The 16827-nt window shown below is 49.8% G+C and carries 19 protein-coding genes, 1 tRNA gene and 1 pseudogene; 12 read left to right on the top strand and 9 right to left on the bottom strand.

What is annotated here, in order from left to right:
* Both BW958_RS16610 and BW958_RS16605 read left to right on the top strand, forming a co-directional pair.
* A partial coding sequence (locus BW958_RS16610) for an integrase core domain-containing protein (RefSeq protein ID WP_143233016.1) occupies positions 1–144 on the top strand: 144 nt, incomplete at its 5' end.
* Positions 128–520, top strand: coding sequence for an MFS transporter (locus BW958_RS16605; RefSeq protein WP_083687386.1), 393 nt, complete (start codon positions 128–130; stop codon positions 518–520). The genes BW958_RS16610 and BW958_RS16605, both read left to right, overlap by 17 nt.
* Positions 521–729: 209 nt before the next feature.
* Here BW958_RS16605 and cueO read toward each other — a convergent pair whose 3' ends face one another.
* Together cueO and BW958_RS16595 are read right to left on the bottom strand one after the other, a co-directional pair.
* Positions 730–2349 (bottom strand): multicopper oxidase CueO, encoded by a 1620-nt coding sequence (cueO, locus tag BW958_RS16600; RefSeq protein WP_076576963.1) that lies wholly within the window; start codon positions 2347–2349, stop codon positions 730–732.
* Between the two features lie 465 nt (positions 2350–2814).
* On the bottom strand, positions 2815–3222 hold the full coding sequence (locus BW958_RS16595; protein ID WP_256702059.1) for an antitoxin Xre/MbcA/ParS toxin-binding domain-containing protein: 408 nt from the start codon (positions 3220–3222) through the stop codon (positions 2815–2817).
* A gap of 562 nt (positions 3223–3784) precedes the next feature.
* Here BW958_RS16595 and BW958_RS16590 point away from each other — a divergent pair.
* The 3 genes from BW958_RS16590 to BW958_RS16580 all read left to right on the top strand — a co-directional run bounded on the left by BW958_RS16590 (position 3785) and on the right by BW958_RS16580 (position 5166).
* Entirely contained in the window at positions 3785–4084 is a 300-nt protein-coding gene (locus BW958_RS16590) for a hypothetical protein (protein WP_076576961.1), read from the top strand.
* 352 nt (positions 4085–4436) lie between these two features.
* Positions 4437–4844, top strand: a complete 408-nt coding sequence (locus tag BW958_RS16585) for an H-NS family histone-like protein (protein ID WP_076576959.1) — start codon at positions 4437–4439, stop codon at positions 4842–4844.
* 82 nt (positions 4845–4926) lie between these two features.
* Positions 4927–5166 (top strand): hypothetical protein, encoded by a 240-nt coding sequence (locus BW958_RS16580; protein WP_232354411.1) that lies wholly within the window; start codon positions 4927–4929, stop codon positions 5164–5166.
* 74 nt (positions 5167–5240) lie between these two features.
* On the opposite strand, the gene BW958_RS16575 is transcribed toward BW958_RS16580, so the two are convergent.
* Together BW958_RS16575 and BW958_RS20710 are read right to left on the bottom strand one after the other, a co-directional pair.
* On the bottom strand, positions 5241–6068 hold the full coding sequence (locus BW958_RS16575; RefSeq protein ID WP_256702058.1) for a Fic family protein: 828 nt from the start codon (positions 6066–6068) through the stop codon (positions 5241–5243).
* Positions 6069–6134: 66 nt separating this feature from the next.
* Positions 6135–6368 (bottom strand): annotated as a pseudogene (locus tag BW958_RS20710) (DUF4172 domain-containing protein); the annotation flags it as partial.
* A gap of 432 nt (positions 6369–6800) precedes the next feature.
* Between BW958_RS20710 and BW958_RS16570 the strand changes: the two are divergent.
* Both BW958_RS16570 and BW958_RS16565 read left to right on the top strand, forming a co-directional pair.
* Positions 6801–7220 (top strand): TIR domain-containing protein, encoded by a 420-nt coding sequence (locus tag BW958_RS16570; protein WP_179078874.1) that lies wholly within the window; start codon positions 6801–6803, stop codon positions 7218–7220.
* Between the two features lie 2 nt (positions 7221–7222).
* A complete protein-coding gene (locus BW958_RS16565; RefSeq protein WP_010676168.1) occupies positions 7223–7699 on the top strand; it encodes a toll/interleukin-1 receptor domain-containing protein in 477 nt (158 codons plus the stop codon).
* A gap of 23 nt (positions 7700–7722) precedes the next feature.
* Here the strand turns inward: BW958_RS16565 and BW958_RS16560 are convergent, their stop codons facing one another.
* Positions 7723–8271: a RipA family octameric membrane protein gene (locus BW958_RS16560; protein ID WP_143233123.1), complete on the bottom strand. Its 549-nt coding sequence runs from the start codon at positions 8269–8271 to the stop codon at positions 7723–7725.
* Positions 8272–8512: 241 nt separating this feature from the next.
* Positions 8513–8719 carry a helix-turn-helix domain-containing protein gene (locus BW958_RS16555; RefSeq protein ID WP_010676170.1) on the bottom strand — a complete coding sequence of 69 codons (207 nt, stop codon included), beginning with the start codon at positions 8717–8719 and terminating at the stop codon, positions 8513–8515.
* Between the two features lie 118 nt (positions 8720–8837).
* On the opposite strand from BW958_RS16555, the gene BW958_RS16550 reads away from it, so the two are divergent.
* Both BW958_RS16550 and BW958_RS20820 read left to right on the top strand, forming a co-directional pair.
* Complete coding sequence (locus tag BW958_RS16550; RefSeq protein WP_076576953.1) at positions 8838–9404, top strand: hypothetical protein; 567 nt, start codon at positions 8838–8840, stop codon at positions 9402–9404.
* Positions 9405–9554: 150 nt separating this feature from the next.
* Positions 9555–9860, top strand: a complete 306-nt coding sequence (locus tag BW958_RS20820; protein WP_076576951.1) for a hypothetical protein — start codon at positions 9555–9557, stop codon at positions 9858–9860.
* 646 nt (positions 9861–10506) lie between these two features.
* Here the strand turns inward: BW958_RS20820 and BW958_RS16540 are convergent.
* The 3 genes from BW958_RS16540 to BW958_RS16530 all read right to left on the bottom strand — a co-directional run bounded on the left by BW958_RS16540 (position 10507) and on the right by BW958_RS16530 (position 12470).
* Positions 10507–10583 (bottom strand) — tRNA-Pro (locus BW958_RS16540).
* A 158-nt stretch (positions 10584–10741) separates the two neighbouring features.
* Positions 10742–11380, bottom strand: a complete 639-nt coding sequence (locus BW958_RS16535) for a hypothetical protein (RefSeq protein WP_143233122.1) — start codon at positions 11378–11380, stop codon at positions 10742–10744.
* Between the two features lie 67 nt (positions 11381–11447).
* Positions 11448–12470, bottom strand: coding sequence for an acyltransferase family protein (locus BW958_RS16530; RefSeq protein WP_076576948.1), 1023 nt, complete (start codon positions 12468–12470; stop codon positions 11448–11450).
* Positions 12471–12707: 237 nt separating this feature from the next.
* On the opposite strand from BW958_RS16530, the gene folD reads away from it, so the two are divergent.
* The 3 genes from folD to dacB are packed head-to-tail and all read left to right on the top strand — an operon-like array spanning position 12708 to position 16814.
* A complete protein-coding gene (gene folD / locus BW958_RS16525) occupies positions 12708–13562 on the top strand; it encodes a bifunctional methylenetetrahydrofolate dehydrogenase/methenyltetrahydrofolate cyclohydrolase FolD (protein ID WP_076576947.1) in 855 nt (284 codons plus the stop codon).
* 40 nt (positions 13563–13602) lie between these two features.
* A complete protein-coding gene (locus tag BW958_RS16520; RefSeq protein ID WP_076576945.1) occupies positions 13603–15363 on the top strand; it encodes a DNA repair helicase RadD in 1761 nt (586 codons plus the stop codon).
* Between the two features lie 14 nt (positions 15364–15377).
* Positions 15378–16814 (top strand): D-alanyl-D-alanine carboxypeptidase/D-alanyl-D-alanine endopeptidase, encoded by a 1437-nt coding sequence (gene dacB / locus BW958_RS16515; RefSeq protein WP_076576944.1) that lies wholly within the window; start codon positions 15378–15380, stop codon positions 16812–16814.
* The last annotated feature ends 13 nt before the right edge of the window (positions 16815–16827 follow it).

Here is a 16827-nt window from a genome sequence, read left to right as displayed (position 1 = left end):
CAGTGTGCCCATCGGCAGAGGTTCGAGACCTTGCAGCATGCCAGTCGGGTGATTGGCGACTGGATCCAGTTTTACAACCAGAAGCGTCCTCACCAAGCACTAAAGATGAAAACACCGGCGCAGGCCTATGCCGAAGCCGCTTAGTTGTGCAGGAACGGCTGGGTCATTACAGCTTCTCGTATTTGGACTCGCAGTATTGATTGCAGCCGATTTGGTACTTGCTGCCAATAACCACTGGCTTTTCGTCCTGTCAGGGGTAGTGCTTTGGGGGCTACATATGGGGATTACTCAAGGACTTTTAGCTACGATGGTGGCACAAACTGCACCTCCCGATCTGCGTGGTACGGCTTTTGGTTTCTTCAACCTAATGAGCGGGATTGCAATGCTATTTGCAAGTGTTATTGCGGGTTTTCTATGGGAGCAACATGGTTCAGCAGCAACATTTTACGCTAGCGCAGCTTTTAGCTTAATCGCGCTTCTTGTATTAATGTTTCATAACAATATACGACCTAAAGGCTAAGACTATAAATCATCTAGACTTAAATTCATTTCTTACAAAGCATTCTATTATTATTCCGCACCGAAGGTGCGAGTTTAGCCATAGTTGGTTCGTAGGCTTTATATTTTTATATAAACAATTATCATCTGCTGTTGGGTTTTGCTTTACTCACCACTGGTGAACTTTGACATTATTTGGTGCCACATATGTGGCACCAAATAAATCGATGTTTATGGTTTGACCGTGAATGATAGCATCATGCCTGTATCTTCATGTTCCAGTAAGTGACAATGTGCCATATATGCGCGCTCCTTCGGTGCCTGGTGATCGAACCGCACCAACACCTCGCTTCGTCCCCCCTCAACGCGCACAATATCTTTCCACCCAGCTCGGTGCGGAGCGACTGACTTTCCATTCTCTTGTAAAATACGGAAACGAGTTCCATGAATGTGAAAGGGGTGCAGCATCATATCTCCTTCCCCAGAGATAACCCAACGCTCTGTTTGGCCTTGTTTGACCTCAAACATTGGGCTGTCCATGGTAAATGCCTTACCGTTGATTTTGTTTCCGCTATATAGGTCGAATGGTTTCTTATCACCATTCATTGCAGCCGTAGTGCTATGCTGCGTATTGGATTCACCCATATCCATCGAGCTATGATCCATCCCGCTCATGTCCATATCGGCCATATTGTCGGATCCATTTTCAGACATGCTCATTCCTGGCATTGAGCTATTACCAGAACGCGCCATTAAGGCCTGCATCCCCTGATGATCTAGCTCGGGATCCATTGATAAAGTCAGCATTCGAGTTGTCAGACCTTTAAAATTCGGCAGGGCAGGTAAGCTGGCTAAGCGATCAGGAAGAGCTGTATGGCCTCCCAGCAAAGAAGGTTGGATCCTCAAAAGTGGCAGCAGAGCATCAAACGGGGCGAAGGTCATTCCCATCTGCTGAACGGGATGGCTGACTAAATCGAATGCTTTACCATCACGAAGGTCAACCATGACTTCGAACCGCTCTCCTGGCAGCAGTTCCAGTTTGGTTAATGCAACAGGCTCTGCGAGCAACCCACCATCACTTCCAATAACGTACAATACACGTCCATCGCTAGCTGCTACGTTAAGAGATCTTGCGTTACAGCCGTTAAGCAACCTCAACCGCAACCACCCTCTTGGCGCAGTATGGCTGGGATACTCGACACCATTGGTCAGCATCATATCGCCAAACCATCCTACAGAAGCACTTAGGACATTTAGCTGATAGTCCAACTGATCATTTGAGTTAAGGCGTTTGTCTTGCAGTACAACGGGGATGTCGTCTATCCCCCAATGATTGGGTAAGGGTAAGCGCTGGCTTTCTTCATCATCGAGAATGAAAAGCCCAGCTAACCCCATAGCTACTTGATGCCCTGTTTTTCCATGCGTATGGGGGTGATACCAGCAAGTTGCTGCATTTTGTTCAATCGTGAATTGGGTTTGCCATTGTTTGCCTTCGGCAATGGTTGCCTGAGGGCCTCCATCAGAAGTCCCTGGTATCTCAAGACCATGCCAATGTACCGTAGTGGTTTCTGATAGCTGATTATTGACCTGGATAGTTAGTCGCTGGCCCTGTTTTGCACGTAAGGTGGGGCCGAGTAGGCTGCCGTTATAACCCCAAGTATCGGTTGGATTACGCCGCCACAGCATTTGACCTTGCTGCACGTTAAGCTTGATAACCCCTGTATCATCTGGGTTAAGAAGAGTGGGGATTGGCAATGTGGGCCGTTCCGCAGCGAGGGCCTTGTTCCACCAAGGTAGAGCACTTGCACATCCGAGAGCTGAGGCCAGTTTGAGAAAGTCACGGCGTTGCATGAATAGATCCTTATTGCATACAAAGAGACATCGTTAAACTAAGCAATGTCCCTACGGTTAAGTCAAGAACTATCGCTTCTCATATGAACCTTTGGATGGGATTAGCACATCGGATTTATGCTTCTTATGTGTGTGTTTTCACTCGGGTTATAACAGGTGATGCAGATTTCATCTTTTCAGGTAGAAACACTGATGGGGGTATAATAAGTGTATATTTTTCAGACATAACTCAGTTCTAAAAATTAAACTATAGATGTAATAGGATGTGAGAGGGAACTGGTTTATCTTCGCTGCGTAGCAGCGGAATAATGGTGAGCAGCTTAAATTTGATTCAAGCTCTCATAATTAGTAAATGGACAGTTTTTAGAATTTTTCAAGTGGGGTAAATGAAATAAATTTCAAAAAATGATGAGATTGGTTGTTTTTGAAGCATTCTGTAGGGATTCGCCTATCAGAACCCTCGATTTAGTTGCACACCCCATGCTGAATCCGCCCCACTAAATGGATAACTGCCTGAACCCCCATATCTGTAGTCAACAATGTTGCCGGAGCGACTCCACCGAGGCCCCAAGCTGGTCTGTTTAGCCATGATAACGCCTTGGCAGTATCGTTCTTGTTGAGGGATAGTGCCGCATCGAGGGCCTGTACAACGCCGTATACCCTGGCACCCTGAGAGATTGATAGAGGAGCCCCAATCCTCAGCTTGCGAGCAACAGTGTGGCGGCTAATGCCTGCTAAGCGGCATATCAAACCTATGTCTGTACTCATCAATTCAGCCAGTCGATGAATGCTGCCAGGAGCTACGCCAGCCACGATCCATAGATGCGACCCCAACGGGTCGCTGGGGATACCAAGAGAGCTAGATAGCGTCATCACAGAGGCTTCGGTCTTACCTGGATGATAACTAGAATAGGACATGATGAAATCTCCCCTGAACCTACGATACGCGATTACCCTATCCTATCCGTTCCATGTGGCGGTGGCGATGTGTCTGAGGACTTTGTTGGATGAGGCACTGGATGCAGAGGTTGAAGAGCCCAATTCGGGCAATACCAACTTTATCGTGAATCTCTGTGCATAATTCTATCTGGGGTCTTTATGAGACTTGAATTATCATATATTTACCTATGCTATAACCAAGCTAGCTAGCCGAGAGAACATTCAGTGACCATCAATTTTGATTATCGTTGTGGCATCTTAGAGGCAGCCGACACAAAAACTGGCCGAGAATGGTGTTGGTATAAGGGTGATCCCGAGGTTACCAGAACTGAAAATGGCGAGTTATTGAGTTCGATAGGTGTTCCTATCGGAGCCACTGTTGTCGAGGTGAAAGCTCTCATTCGCATGGATACCAGAAAGTAACCAAAACAAGTTGCAATATATATAGCGTGTCCGCGTATGATAACTCCTATTCTCATCAGATTAGGAGCGTAGCATGCTCGTAAAAGAAATTGTGCCAACAGAACAGGTTATTGACATTCTCTGTGATGTCTGTGGTCGTAGTACAAAAACGAATTTTGGAACCAACCAATACGGCTCGTTATCGGCGGATTTTGGCTATGGTTCCCGTCACGATGGTGAGCGTTACCTGGTGCATCTGTGTGAAATGTGCTTTTTCGGTACACTCGCAACAATGAGGGAGATGCATCGCGGGGAACATATGTTTGACGATGACTATGAGGCTGCAAACCCAGACACATTTGGGCGTGATTATTCTAATAGGGAGATAATCTGAATAGTATGCCCCTATATTCGAGGTTGTGTGGAGAGAACTATTTCCTATCATCGACTCATTCTGTGAGCCAATGATATTGTCCTATCGGCTCATTTCGTGAGCCGAACAAGATCCTTCATCGGCTCATCTGGTGAGGTGGTCTCAACGCTCACTACCACTTGGATTTAATTTTTAGCTACATAGTTTCATAGCAGATTGGAGCTAGGCCAATAAGTAGATCCAAACGCAATTTAGCTCACGAATTTTAAATGATGCTATTTTTTGAGTCATCTTGGTGCCAAAAACAGTGGAGCTGATGCTGGGATTGAGAGATAATTTTCCTGATATAAAAATGTGATACATGAGGCTATCAATGAACGATTTTTTGAAAACACTGCTGAATATTCGCAGCCTGCGAGCTGCACTGCGTGAGCTGTCATTTGAGCAGTTAGTCGAAGTTAGGGAAAAATTCGAAGAAATTTTTGCTGAGCGTGAACAGCAAGAGACCAAACTGAGAGAAGAGTCAGCTGAACGCCTGCAAAAACTGGCTGAGTTTACCGAAATGTTGAAACAGGCAGGCATCGATCCGAGTGAGCTGGTTGGCACTGCCGCTCCGGCGAAATCCGAGGGTTCAGTCAAAGCCAAACGCGCTCCCCGTCCTGCAAAATACAAGTACACCGAAGGCGGTCAGGAGAAGACATGGACTGGCCAGGGCCGCATGCCCAAGGCCATCGCAGAAGCAGTTGCGGCTGGAAAAGCACTGGATGACTTCTTGATCTAATGCTGAGAGCCCATGCCTGCTCGGCGTGGGCCTTTAATTCTATCTGTAGTAGGAGCACCGTATGGGGAGGACATTGGAGGATATGATTTCATCCGAATCACCCGAGGTTGTCCAGAGAGCCAAGGCGCTGGCCGAAGAGCAACTGGTACGTCTCAGTGTGACCAAACTGCTTTCAAATCTCGGGACGGGTGATGTTCCTGCAATAGATCCCGATGTTCTCGATAGTTTGTTGTCGCTCAAAAAATCAGTTGAGAGCCATGACTGCCGGTTGAGTTTATTTGTTCATATGCCTGACGGCACTCATCATGGTGTCAATATTTAACTAAAGATCGTCATTGGTACGTTAATCGCAGATTTTATCTACCAAATAAAATTAACGCCCCATGGCAATGCTTTTCAAACTCCCTCTGTGTGCAAGCGGATCTGATAGCGTGTATTGCGTCCACCACTAGGTAATTTCTCAATGCACCCCCTATCTACTAGTTGCGCAAGATGGCGCGTAGCCGTGGGCTTACTAACTCCGGCGACTTTTTGATATTGACTGGCACTGATGCCATTTTCAAAACCCTGTTCGCCGCCATCCAGTAAACGATTCAGCACTTTGGTTTGCTCTGGACTCAGATCGTCATGACAGTGCCGCAACCAGAAAAATGTCTTGGCGAGAGAACGATCAATAACCTGTAATGCCGGCTCTATGGAGTAATCCAGTGTGTCGAGGAACCAACAGATCCAGGAGGTAATATCTAGCGGCCCCCTCTGCGCTGACTCAAGCGCCCGATAGTAGTCACCCCGCAGCTCTAGAATAGCAACTGACATGGCATACAAACGGATGCCTTGGCTGTCAGCCTGTGACAGCGCGAGATCGGTCAGTGCTCGCGCTAGCCGCCCATTGCCATCATCAACGGGATGCAGGGTCACGAACCAGAAATGGCTGATTGCCGCACGAATGAGCGGATCCATCGTGGGGTCATGCTGAGTCTGGTTAAACCAGAGGATGAACTCGGCCAGTTGATCGTCCAGAGTTGCTCTGGGCGGTGCCTCAAAATGCACGGTGGGTCTATCAACACGTCCGGAGACAACCTGCATCGGCTCATCTCCTCGCAACTGTCCTACATTCACTGGCTGCACCGACCATTCGTTGACGGGGAACAGCCAACGATGCCATTGGTAAAGGCGCTCAATCGTCAACGGCTGTTCATGATTGTCGATGGCATCCAGCATCATGGCCGCGAGCCCCTCTGAGCGCTCCGATACTGGATAGGACTGAGTTTGTGAACCCCCTAACCGCCTAGCCAGGGAAGAACGCACGGATTGTGCATTGAGGCGTTCGCCTTCGATAGCGGAAGAGGCGATGATGTTAGCCAGTAACGTATCTAACGTTTGGTCGGGGTTCCCCAACCTGGAATGACTACCGATTAGAATTCCCTGCCTGCGTTGAACCTGCCGTAATCTGGGCAATATCTCGCTATCCCGCCAACGAAAATGGGGCCAATCTGCTTGTTGCCAAATCCAAAATGGTTCCATTATTTCCTCATTCATCGCATCTTGATATCAAGTGGGTCCATCATCAAGGCTTCCAGCCATAGTGCCTGGAAAGGGTTTGAGCTAATTCTTGGTGAGTTGGTGGATGTCTCTTAAGTCTGGCTTCGCATGTATAGAGGGCTCGATGAAGATTAGTTGGGCGATCACTTTATCCTGAATGTACCAATCGAGACTATATGGACATTTTCTAAACGCAACATGGCCTGAAAACTTGCAGTAAAAGAGGGAGATAACGAGTCTCTTCTAGATCAAAAAGCAACCTTAATGATACATCAATCGTTTTTCTTGATCGCTCCAATTGGATCGTGTATCTTTGTACTGTGTATATATACAGCACCACATATTGTGCCATCGTTGCAAACTAGGCCGCTATGTAGTGTCTCAGGTGATCCAAACTGAAGAAGGCGTGTCCTGATGGCGTTATACAATCTGTTCATTAGTCATAGTTGGGCTTATGGTGATGCATACGAAAAAGTATGTAAGATGTTGGACTCGCAAGTGTCCACCTATGGCTTTAACTACAAAAATTATAGTGTTCCGAAGAATGATCCCATTCATGATGCTCCAAATGAAGCCACTCTAAGGGCTGCCATCAGAGCACAAATCCAGCCAGCCTCTGTTGTCGTCATTCTTGCTGGTGTTTATTCAACTTATAGTAAGTGGATAAACATTGAGATTGAGCTAGCTCAGGCCATGGGTAAAAAGATACTTGCTATTGAACCCTGGGCATCAGAGAAAACATCTAAAATAGTGAAAGATTCGGCGGATAAAATTGTGGCATGGAATAGCAAATCTATTGTCGGTGGGATTGAAATGTTAGCAGGAGCAAAATAATAATGCCTGTATTCATTAGCTACCGACACAAAGATAGAGATGCTGCACTTGGTGTAGCTGCTGTTATGCATCAGTATGGAATTAAAACATATCTTGATGTTTTAGATCCCCAGTCCCAAACTACAGATCAAATCACAGACGTTATTACAACTAGAATGAAGGACTGTTCTCACCTTATTGCTGTTGTATCAGAAAATACAGAGGGATCTTGGTGGGTCCCCTTTGAAATTGGTGAGGCGACTATTATTGACAATCGCATCGCGACTTTTCAGGTCGGATATGTAACTCTACCTGAATATCTTAAGAAATGGCCTAAAATGACGACAATGGAACATTTAAAGTTATTCGCGATTGCTTACAAAGCTGACTACCCGCTTGCGTTTAATCGTAAACTTGGAGGAGAGAGCGTTTCTACTTCATCGAGAAGCTCTGAGCAGTTCCATTACAATTTAAAGAGAAATCTTGGTCAGATTTACTAAATATGAGGGGCTTAGCCCCTCTATTATTTACAGAAATAAAATGATAAGCCAAGTAATATGTACATGATGCCAAAACACAACGGTACATAATTTTCTACATGTGTTAATGGCAGGTACTTCTTGTGGTCTTTGCCTTCACCCATAGCTACCCACTCACCTTTGAAAAGAGCCATGGGCATGACACGCTCCATTTCATGAATAACAGCAAATTTACCACTATTTAGTTGGCGATAGGAGTAGACAACCCTCCACCATACATAGCAAAGAGCGATTACTGCGCCAAATGGTAAAAGGCCCACCAAGCCATCCGGTAAGATCCTTTCCTTGAGCATTACAGTAAATGCTGTGATCAAGGCTGTGTGAACACCGACAAAAAACGAGTTAGCTAGCATTCTACGAGCGCTAACTCTATCTGCCATATCAACAAACATTTTATACTGTTCGAAAAGATGCTTTTCGTACTCTTCACCGTATGCACTTTTTAGTGAAGATATGAGATTTAACTTGTCTCCCCCCATCTGAGATTTCATATTCCTGAGCTCTTCACAGGTACAAGCTTTTTGTTCAGCCATAAAAATCACCAAGTATACCAATATCAGTAAATATATACCATATAAATACTTTGAATGACTACATAAATTTATTTTTAGATGGCGCGATTGTAATTAAAAAGGTAACAATGAAGGTTAGTTAGGGGTGGATATATTTAGACAATATACAACGAACGAGGAGTTAAATTAAAAAATTGTTGGGATGTATAGGTTAGTATTACCTTTAATATTAATGATGCCGTGTAATATATTTACCCGTTGTCTATGGTAACAAATCTCTAATATCGCAGCCTAACGCTTTGGCAAGCTCATATGCTTTCTCCAGGGTTACATTGACCTCACCACGCTCAATCCGTCCCACATAGCTTCTATCAATCTCTGCTACATGTGCGAGTGTATCTTGCGATACGCCCAATTGAAGCCGTCTATCACGTACAGCATCACCAAATTTTTTTGCTAGCTCTTGCATGTCTCGCCTCTCTCTGGCGAGCACTATCTCTGGTTGTCTGGCTTACGGCCACGGACTATAATCCGCAATCGAGTTTAGATCTCCACTAATTGTTTTCGTTCGAGACCGAGGATTGCTTATGAGCTCCCAGACTGTGTGGTTACCCACCGCGCTCTACACCGCACTCATTCGACTGCACATGGATGACTTCACTGCGATAGGATTTGTAAATGCCATTTTTGGTGACAAAGCAGAATCGCAGATACGTAAGCGGCGTTATACCTTCATTTATCGGCATCTGATCAAGCTCGTAAATCAGGGACTTCTAAAAAGGAAGAAAGTTGATGATGGGAGGCGTTTTTCTCATTTCATCAGGACTCCCAAGTTCGATGAAGTGCATTTCAAAGAGGAATTTATTGGGCCGGATGCGCTTGTAACTGAATCGGGTAAGGAGCGTGAGCCGGAAACGTATGAATCCGTTCTGGAAGGGCTGAGTGCGAGAGCACAGCACTACCGTCAAGCGTTGCAGGAATGTGATTCAATGCTCACTGAGTACCAGGAGTTAAGATCCGACTTCTCCATATTGGATCTAGCGATTGAAAGGGCCATCAACCATACCGTTGCAGAAAGTCGCGATTTGCGGGGCAGGCTGGAGGCCGTGGAGAGGCTTTTGAGGGGGCTGATGGCGTTTAGAAGCGCCTCTTGATGTAACCGTTCAGCGTCAGGGGATTGATGCACACAGTTCGGAGTGAATGGGGTAATCCGTTTTCTCGATGCGGGCTCGGATAATGGTATGCAGTCACTCTTGGGGTCAATGTCCCAAGCGTTTGGTCGTCTCAACCAACGAAAGTAAGCGTTGACGAAACAGCTCCCCACTCAGGGCGATAACAGCCACGTTGCGCAGTACATGGGTCCAGCAAAGCAGGCGCAGACTCGTGCAGATAAACCGGTAGCCAGCATACAGGCCCGCCACCAATACACCAGCCAACTCCTACTCCAGCAGGCGCTTGGCGACATCAATGCCACGCCCGTTGGCTGTCATAAAACAGACCGCTATCTTGCTCAGAGCCATACACACATAGATCCGATCGATAAGGTTGTCATGAGCCAACACTTTGCCGTGGAGGAGGTGATGAGGGCGTTCTCATCCAAAGACCAATAAGGTCGTCATTGGTTGTCCAATGGGGGAGGGGGGGGATTTAATTGAGAGGTTATAGAAGTAAAAAAGCCAGCTAATGCTGGCTTTTTTACTTCTGAAAATGGCGTCCCGTGCAGGATTCGAACCTGCGACCATCCGCTTAGCTTACCACTACAGCTTTCACTGCCACCGTGTTTGTGGTCTGGACTATATCTTCACCCACAGCATTATCTGTTTGGGTGGAGGGCGCTAATGATGTATTCCGCAATGAGATCGCATTGCACCATCTAGTCTCTGCACCTTCTCTACACGCTTGTAGAGCTTGGCTCAAGATTACCACCGCCATTACGCGCTGAGGCTTCCTTGAATTCACCCTCTCCACTGTATAGGTTTCCCTGTACAGGCTCCTAATAACTTAAAGGCGGATGCTCTATCCGACTGAGCTAACGGGACAAATTTTACAAATCAACAACATTTTAAGAGCTACGCAAAATGGTAACTCTTTTTAGTAAGGAGTAACAGCAAGGCTTTACTAGGTAACCTTACCATCTCTCCAGCCCTTGCCTGCTCTAGTCACCTCAAAAAGTGGTAACACTTTGGGGGTTAGTTTTGCTCTATCCAACTGAGCTAAGGGCGCACATTGAACGTTCAGGCATTCCACCTGCAAAAATGGTCGGTGATAGAGGATTCGAACCTCTGACCCTCTGGTCCCAAACCAGATGCGCTACCGGACTGCGCTAATCACCGATGTTCGCTGCACAGAATAGCCAGATAAGACCAGTCAGGCAACGGGCCGGCATCATAACCAAGCGCAAAAGCCAGCGTCAATGAATTTTTCCATCAACAAATTCAAGTGACTACTTATTGCTCTTGCGCTGATGCATCCCGAGGACGCTGCTGTCATCTTACTTAAAGAGGCTTATCAGGGTTTCACGTTCGTACTCCTGCTGACGGACTTCTACCCCCTGGATGGCAGAGAACCAGGTTTTAGCCTGAATCTCTGCAGGACTGGTTGAACATACCTGGTCTTCAGCTTGCGCTCTCATACCTGCATAAAACGATCGTGGATATTTGTGCGTAAGCGTCTGCAACATCTTGTCGAATCCCTCGGTTACTGGGCCACAACCCGGGACTTCACTGAGCAACCAAGCAGCACTACCGAGAACCGAAAGGGTTCCAAAGCGTAGATTTTTGATCAGTGACCACAGCATAACGTCATGCGTCGATGTCTCATCGACCAAGAGCAATACTCCAGTCACTTTCCCTGCAGGAAGACGGGAAAGGGCTGCTTGGAATAAATGGGCTTCAGGGCTCGCTTGCTGCCCCAGTTGTTCGACACGAAAATCAGGCTTGGTCGCAATTGTAAATGAAACAAGACTGCCATGTTTTTGCGCTAGCACTGCCCCCAAGTCACACCACACATCGGGGTCACCGCTAATCTGCCCGTCATTATCGGAAAGGTAGGTCAGACTAACACTCTGATGTGGACATACCTGATCGATAGCAACACTACTTTGTGTTGAGGGCGCAGCCCCCAGCACCAACCAATGCTCCTGGCTTTGTGCCAAGGCACACGAACCCCATAGGCACACTAAGGCTGCAGCCCCGATTCTAGCACCCCACCACATAGCGACTCCTTTTGCCCAACACTTTGCGTGCAATAAGAATTGAGATATATGAAAAAACAAAGCAAAACAGCAACTGAATAGCCAGTCTGCCGATTATATTTTCTACAGGCATTCGACCTAAAACGATACCAAATAAATAGAGCCAAAAACCATGAACAAAGAACAAACCAAAACTGATCTGCGCAATATGTGACATGGGTTTATAAGGGTGATTTAAATAGGCTGCAAAAATAAAGTACATCAACCACACAAAAATCAACTTACTCAACTGGAGCACATTAAGATGAAATAACTGATCCCAAAAACCATGGTTGAACGTTTCTGTATTGAACCACCAAAAATACATTAAAAGATATGCAATTAGTAACCCGACACTGATTGGTATAACTTTTGATTTTGCCCATTGAATAAGAGGGCCGTTTTGAGCGAAGTACATCCCCATCAGGTAGAAACCTAGGAAGTGAAAGACACTCAGAAACGGATTCAGATTGCTCAAAGGTCTCGCTGTCATCAGTGATACAAACAGTGCGACAACCACTATTGGACCAAAAAATGACGAGCGACTCGCATAGCGTAGCAATGGAGAAATTAAGAAGACAAGCCAGATCATCGGTATATACCAAAGAGGAACAATCAATGCACCACCAACGATGAGAGACCAGATACCATATTGCAACGGGGCTAACCCATAATCGAGATTTTTATCAGTGACAATCCCATATCCGATGGCTACAGCCGACAATAGAAGGTAAGGGTAAAGGATATACCCCGCTTTTTTATGTAGGTATGGGAGATAGTCATATCCCTTACGCTCAGTCGTGTAGAGAAAAAGATACCCTGAGACAAACACAAACAGTGACGACACATCACCAAACAGATAACGACATAGATTTTGCCAAATCGAATCATGTTCATAGATCACTGTTATATGGCTGAGCATCACCATCAAAATGGCGACCCCACGCAGATTCTCGAAAAAATAGAGAAACTCCTTCTTCTCTCCCATTCCGGCTCCCTCACTGTGCAATAGGCAACAGCCAGCCTCCCGGCATCCTCTGCCCGGCGGCTGGCGAACAACTTGAACGACTCTCTGGGATTAGACCAAAGCGAGGCTTTTCTGACCACCCTTGTCCGGTAATTGACAAGTGGCGCCAGCACTTGCGGAGCGCGCGATTGCCCCTGTCAGCGCCGGATAAAAAATGCGACAATGCGCCGCCATTGTGAAGACGTTGAGTTGAGGATTATGTCAGCCAAAATTATTGATGGAAAACTGGTTGCGCAAACGATTCGCAGTCAGGTGGCCGCCCAGGTCAAAGAGCGGGTGGCCCAGGGCAAACGCGCCCCCGGTCTTGCCGTGATCCTGGTCGGAAGCGATCCGGCCTCTCAGGTCTATGTGGGCAGCAAGCGCCGCGCCTGTGATGAAGTGGGTTTTATCTCCCGCTCCTATGATCTGCCCGCCGATGCCACGCAAGAGGCATTGCTGGCGCTGATCGATCAACTCAATGATGACCCAGAGGTCGACGGGATCCTGGTTCAGCTGCCGCTGCCGGCCCATATGGACAGCACCCTCGTGGTCGAGCGTATCCGCCCCGACAAGGACGTAGACGGTTTCCACCCCTACAACGTCGGTCGTCTGGCCCAGCGTATTCCGGCGCTGCGTCCCTGCACGCCGAAGGGGATCATGACCCTGATTGAAACCACCGGCATCAAGACTCACGGTCTGCACGCCGTGGTGGTAGGGGCCTCCAATATTGTGGGCCGCCCCATGACGCTGGAGCTGCTGCTGGCTGGTTGCACCACCACCACCTGCCATCGTTTCACCCAGGATCTTGAAGAGCATGTACGCCGCGCCGACCTGCTGGTGGTGGCGGTGGGCAAGCCCAACTTTATTCCGGGCGAATGGGTCAAACCGGGCGCTACCGTGATCGACGTCGGTATCAACCGACTGGCGGACGGGGCGCTGGTGGGGGATGTGGAGTATGAAACTGCGCGCAGCCACGCCAGCTTTATCACCCCGGTTCCCGGTGGAGTTGGCCCGATGACGGTGGCCTCGCTTATCGAGAACACCCTGCTCGCCTGCCAGACCTACCACGATTGATCCCACGGGCGCCGCCAACCGGTGGCGCCCTATCTTGCCCATGTTTACCTTAAGACCCTATCAGCAAGAGGCGGTTGACGCCGTCATTGCCCATTTTCGTCGCTATCCCGACCCGGCCGTGGTGGTGTTGCCCACCGGCGCCGGTAAGAGCCTGGTGATTGCCGAGCTGGCGCGCAAAGCCCGTGGTCGGGTATTGGTGCTGGCCCACGTCAAAGAGTTAGTCGAGCAGAACCACGCCAAGTTTGAAGCCTGGGGCCTTCGGGCCGACATTTTTGCGGCCGGGTTGGCGCGCAAAGAGTCGCACGCTCAGGTGGTGTTTGGCTCGGTACAATCGGTGGCGCGCAATCTCGATGCCTTTGATGGCGCCTTTTCTTTGCTCATCATCGATGAGTGCCATCGGGTGTCTGGGGATGACGACAGCCAATATCATCAGGTGATTGCGCATCTGCGTGCCGGCAATCCGGCGTTGAAAATCCTCGGGCTCACCGCCACCCCCTATCGCATGGGGATGGGCTGGATCTATCGGCGTCACTATCACGGCATGGTAAAAAGTCGCGGCGAGCGGCTCTTTGGCGACTGCGTGTTTGAGCTGCCGCTGCGCTACATGATTCGCCACGGCTATCTGACGCCGCCCAAACTCATTGATGCGCCGCTGGTTCACTACGATTTCAGCAAGCTGTTAGCCCGCCCGAGCGGCCTGTTTGATGACGCCGAGCTCAATCGGGAGATCCGCCGCCAGGCTCGGGTCACCCCACATATTCTCGAGCAGATCCGCGACTATGCCCGCGAGCGCCACGGCGTGATGATCTTTGCCGCCACCGTAGAGCACGCTGCCGAGATTGCCACCCGGCTGACCCAATCCGGTGATGCGGTTGCGCTGGTGACCGGTGAAACCCCGGGCGATGAGCGCGACCGGCTGATTGCTGCCTTCAAAGAGAAAACCATCAAGTATCTGGTCAATGTCTCGGTGTTGACCACCGGCTTTGATGCCCCCCACGTGGATCTGATTGCGCTGCTGCGCCCGACCGACTCGGTCTCGCTCTATCAGCAGATTGTCGGCCGCGGCCTGCGCCTGGCGCCCGGCAAGCTGGATTGCTTAGTGCTCGACTATGCCGGCAATAACATCAATCTGTTTGACCCGGAAGTGGGCGAGCCACGGCCTCATCGTGACAGTGTGCCAGTGCAAGTCCCCTGCCCTGCCTGCGGTTTTGCCAACACGTTTTGGGGAAAACTCGATGAGCAAGGTAACGTCATCGAGCACTATGGCCGCCGCTGTCAGGGAGTGCTGGAAGATGACGAAGGCAACCGCGAAGAGTGCGATTACCGCTTTCGCGCCAAAATCTGTCCACACTGTGGCGCCGCCAATGATATTGCTGCCCGCCGCTGCCAGAGCTGTGATGGCGTGCTGGTTGACCCGGACGAGCAGCTGCGCGCGGCCCTCAACCTCAAGGGGTGCATGGTGCTGCGCTGTAGCGGCCTGTCGCTCGCTCTGCATCAGGGCAAACAAGGAGCCCAGCTCAAGGTGACCTACCATGACGAGGATGGCGCCACCCTCGATGATTACTTTTCTTTTGCCTCCACCGTGGCGCGGCGCTTGTTTCATGAGGTCTTTGTACGTCATCATTGGCGCGCTCCCGGTCTGGAGCCCCAGTTTGCCTCTCTTGAGGCGGTGCTGGCGGCTGAGGCCGGTTTTCGTCATCCGGATTTTGTCATCGCGCGCCGCTCGGGGCGTTTCTGGCAAATCAAGGAGAAGATTTTCGACTACCAGGGGTCGTTTCGTACTGCCGACAGCGCCCGGTAACAGTAAGGATTTTCATGCAGCGCTTTCTGATTGGTGTGTGTGCCCTTTTCTCGGTGGCTGCCTGCGCAGCACCGATCACCCCGCCCAAGGGTGGCCATGCCGGCATCGGCGTGCTTGGCCAGAGCGGTATCGAGTTTTCCCACAATCTCGACGATTTGATGACACCGGCTTCGACCATGAAGGTGATCACCGCCCTGGCCGCCCGTCTGGAGCTGGGCGAAGAGTTTCGCTTTGTCACAGAAATTCAGGCCAAACCGGGCAGCAAGAGTGGCGATACCCTCAATGGGGATCTCTGGATCAACTTTGTCGGCGACCCGACCTTAAGCCGTACCGACCTGCTCAATTTGTTCCAACAACTCGGCGTCAAGCGCATCACCGGTAACGTCTACGTCAACACCGGTGCCTACAACGGCTACGAGCGCGGCAATGGCTGGTCGTGGGGCGATCAGCCGCTCTGCTTCACCGCGCCGGTTGGCGCCGTCATCATCGATAAAAACTGCGCCTATGGCACCGTGACGGGCAGCCAGGTTGGCCAACCGGCCACTGCCAGCAGCCCGGCCGGCGTGCCGATTAGCATCAGCGCCGATAATGTGGACGTGATGAACTACGCCGACATGGCACGCCAGTTCTGCTCCCTTGAAGTGGACATGGCCCGCGGCAACCATTACGACCTGCGCGGCTGTCTGGCGCCGAGCAAAGACCCGCAGGGTCTGCGCTTCGCTATCTATGATTTGGAAGCCTGGGGCTGGGACAACATCAACTGGGCGCTCGATCGCGTCGGTATCCAGCATGATGGCGCCCTGCGCCTGACCCACCAATTCCCGCAAGGCGCCGAAACGCTGGCCAGCCACAGCTCCCAACCACTGCCTGAGCTGCTCGCGCACATGCTCAAGCGCTCTGACAATATGTATGCAGAGACGTTCCTGAAAACCGTCGGCCGTCACTACTACAACATGCCGGGTAGCTTTCGCAGCGGCACCATGGCGGTACGCGCCATTCTCGGCAAGGTGGGTATTAACTTAGATAACGCCACCCTGGCTGATGGCTCGGGCCTCTCGGCCCACAATCTGGTGAGCGCCCGCCAGATGCTACAAGTGCTGGCTTATATCCAGCGCAATGACAGCACCTTGAATTTCATCAAACTGCTCCCCACTTCTCAGGTGGATGGCACGCTGGCTTGGCGTGGCTCAGTGACCGCCCCCTTTATGAAGGGTCGGGTGCATGCCAAGACCGGTACCGTGACCGGCGCCTCTAACCTGGTGGGCTTTATTGATACTGCCAATGGCCAGCGTAAAGCCTTTGTGGTGTTCCAGGACGCCCTTTCGCTCGACCCGGATACCCATGAGCGTTATCGTGCCAGCAAGGCACGCTGGCCCTGGATGACCTTCGAGAAAGGTGTGCTCGAGCAGATTTACAACAACCAGCCGGTGGAGATCACCGCGCAGCCCTAAGCTGCAGGCTGGC

The sequence above is a fragment of the Aeromonas sp. RU39B genome, from assembly GCF_900156095.1.
Taxonomy (GTDB): Bacteria; Pseudomonadota; Gammaproteobacteria; order Enterobacterales; family Aeromonadaceae; genus Aeromonas.
This window is presented reverse-complemented; position numbering and strand designations above follow the sequence as displayed.

What these genes read in the sequence shown, in the direction of transcription:
- BW958_RS16605 (WP_083687386.1), top strand. Translation starts at nt 128, where the DNA reads ATGCCGAAGCCGCTTAGTTGTGCAGGAACGGCTGGGTCATTACAGCTT.
- cueO (WP_076576963.1), bottom strand. Translation starts at nt 2,349, where the DNA reads ATGCAACGCCGTGACTTTCTCAAACTGGCCTCAGCTCTCGGATGTGCA.
- BW958_RS16595 (WP_256702059.1), bottom strand. Translation starts at nt 3,222, where the DNA reads ATGACGCTATCTAGCTCTCTTGGTATCCCCAGCGACCCGTTGGGGTCG.
- BW958_RS16590 (WP_076576961.1), top strand. Translation starts at nt 3,785, where the DNA reads ATGCTCGTAAAAGAAATTGTGCCAACAGAACAGGTTATTGACATTCTC.
- BW958_RS16585 (WP_076576959.1), top strand. Translation starts at nt 4,437, where the DNA reads ATGAACGATTTTTTGAAAACACTGCTGAATATTCGCAGCCTGCGAGCT.
- BW958_RS16580 (WP_232354411.1), top strand. Translation starts at nt 4,927, where the DNA reads ATGATTTCATCCGAATCACCCGAGGTTGTCCAGAGAGCCAAGGCGCTG.
- BW958_RS16575 (WP_256702058.1), bottom strand. Translation starts at nt 6,068, where the DNA reads ATGATGCTGGATGCCATCGACAATCATGAACAGCCGTTGACGATTGAG.
- BW958_RS16570 (WP_179078874.1), top strand. Translation starts at nt 6,801, where the DNA reads ATGGCGTTATACAATCTGTTCATTAGTCATAGTTGGGCTTATGGTGAT.
- BW958_RS16565 (WP_010676168.1), top strand. Translation starts at nt 7,223, where the DNA reads ATGCCTGTATTCATTAGCTACCGACACAAAGATAGAGATGCTGCACTT.
- BW958_RS16560 (WP_143233123.1), bottom strand. Translation starts at nt 8,271, where the DNA reads ATGGCTGAACAAAAAGCTTGTACCTGTGAAGAGCTCAGGAATATGAAA.
- BW958_RS16555 (WP_010676170.1), bottom strand. Translation starts at nt 8,719, where the DNA reads ATGCAAGAGCTAGCAAAAAAATTTGGTGATGCTGTACGTGATAGACGG.
- BW958_RS16550 (WP_076576953.1), top strand. Translation starts at nt 8,838, where the DNA reads ATGAGCTCCCAGACTGTGTGGTTACCCACCGCGCTCTACACCGCACTC.
- BW958_RS16530 (WP_076576948.1), bottom strand. Translation starts at nt 12,470, where the DNA reads ATGGGAGAGAAGAAGGAGTTTCTCTATTTTTTCGAGAATCTGCGTGGG.
- folD (WP_076576947.1), top strand. Translation starts at nt 12,708, where the DNA reads ATGTCAGCCAAAATTATTGATGGAAAACTGGTTGCGCAAACGATTCGC.
- BW958_RS16520 (WP_076576945.1), top strand. Translation starts at nt 13,603, where the DNA reads ATGTTTACCTTAAGACCCTATCAGCAAGAGGCGGTTGACGCCGTCATT.
- dacB (WP_076576944.1), top strand. Translation starts at nt 15,378, where the DNA reads ATGCAGCGCTTTCTGATTGGTGTGTGTGCCCTTTTCTCGGTGGCTGCC.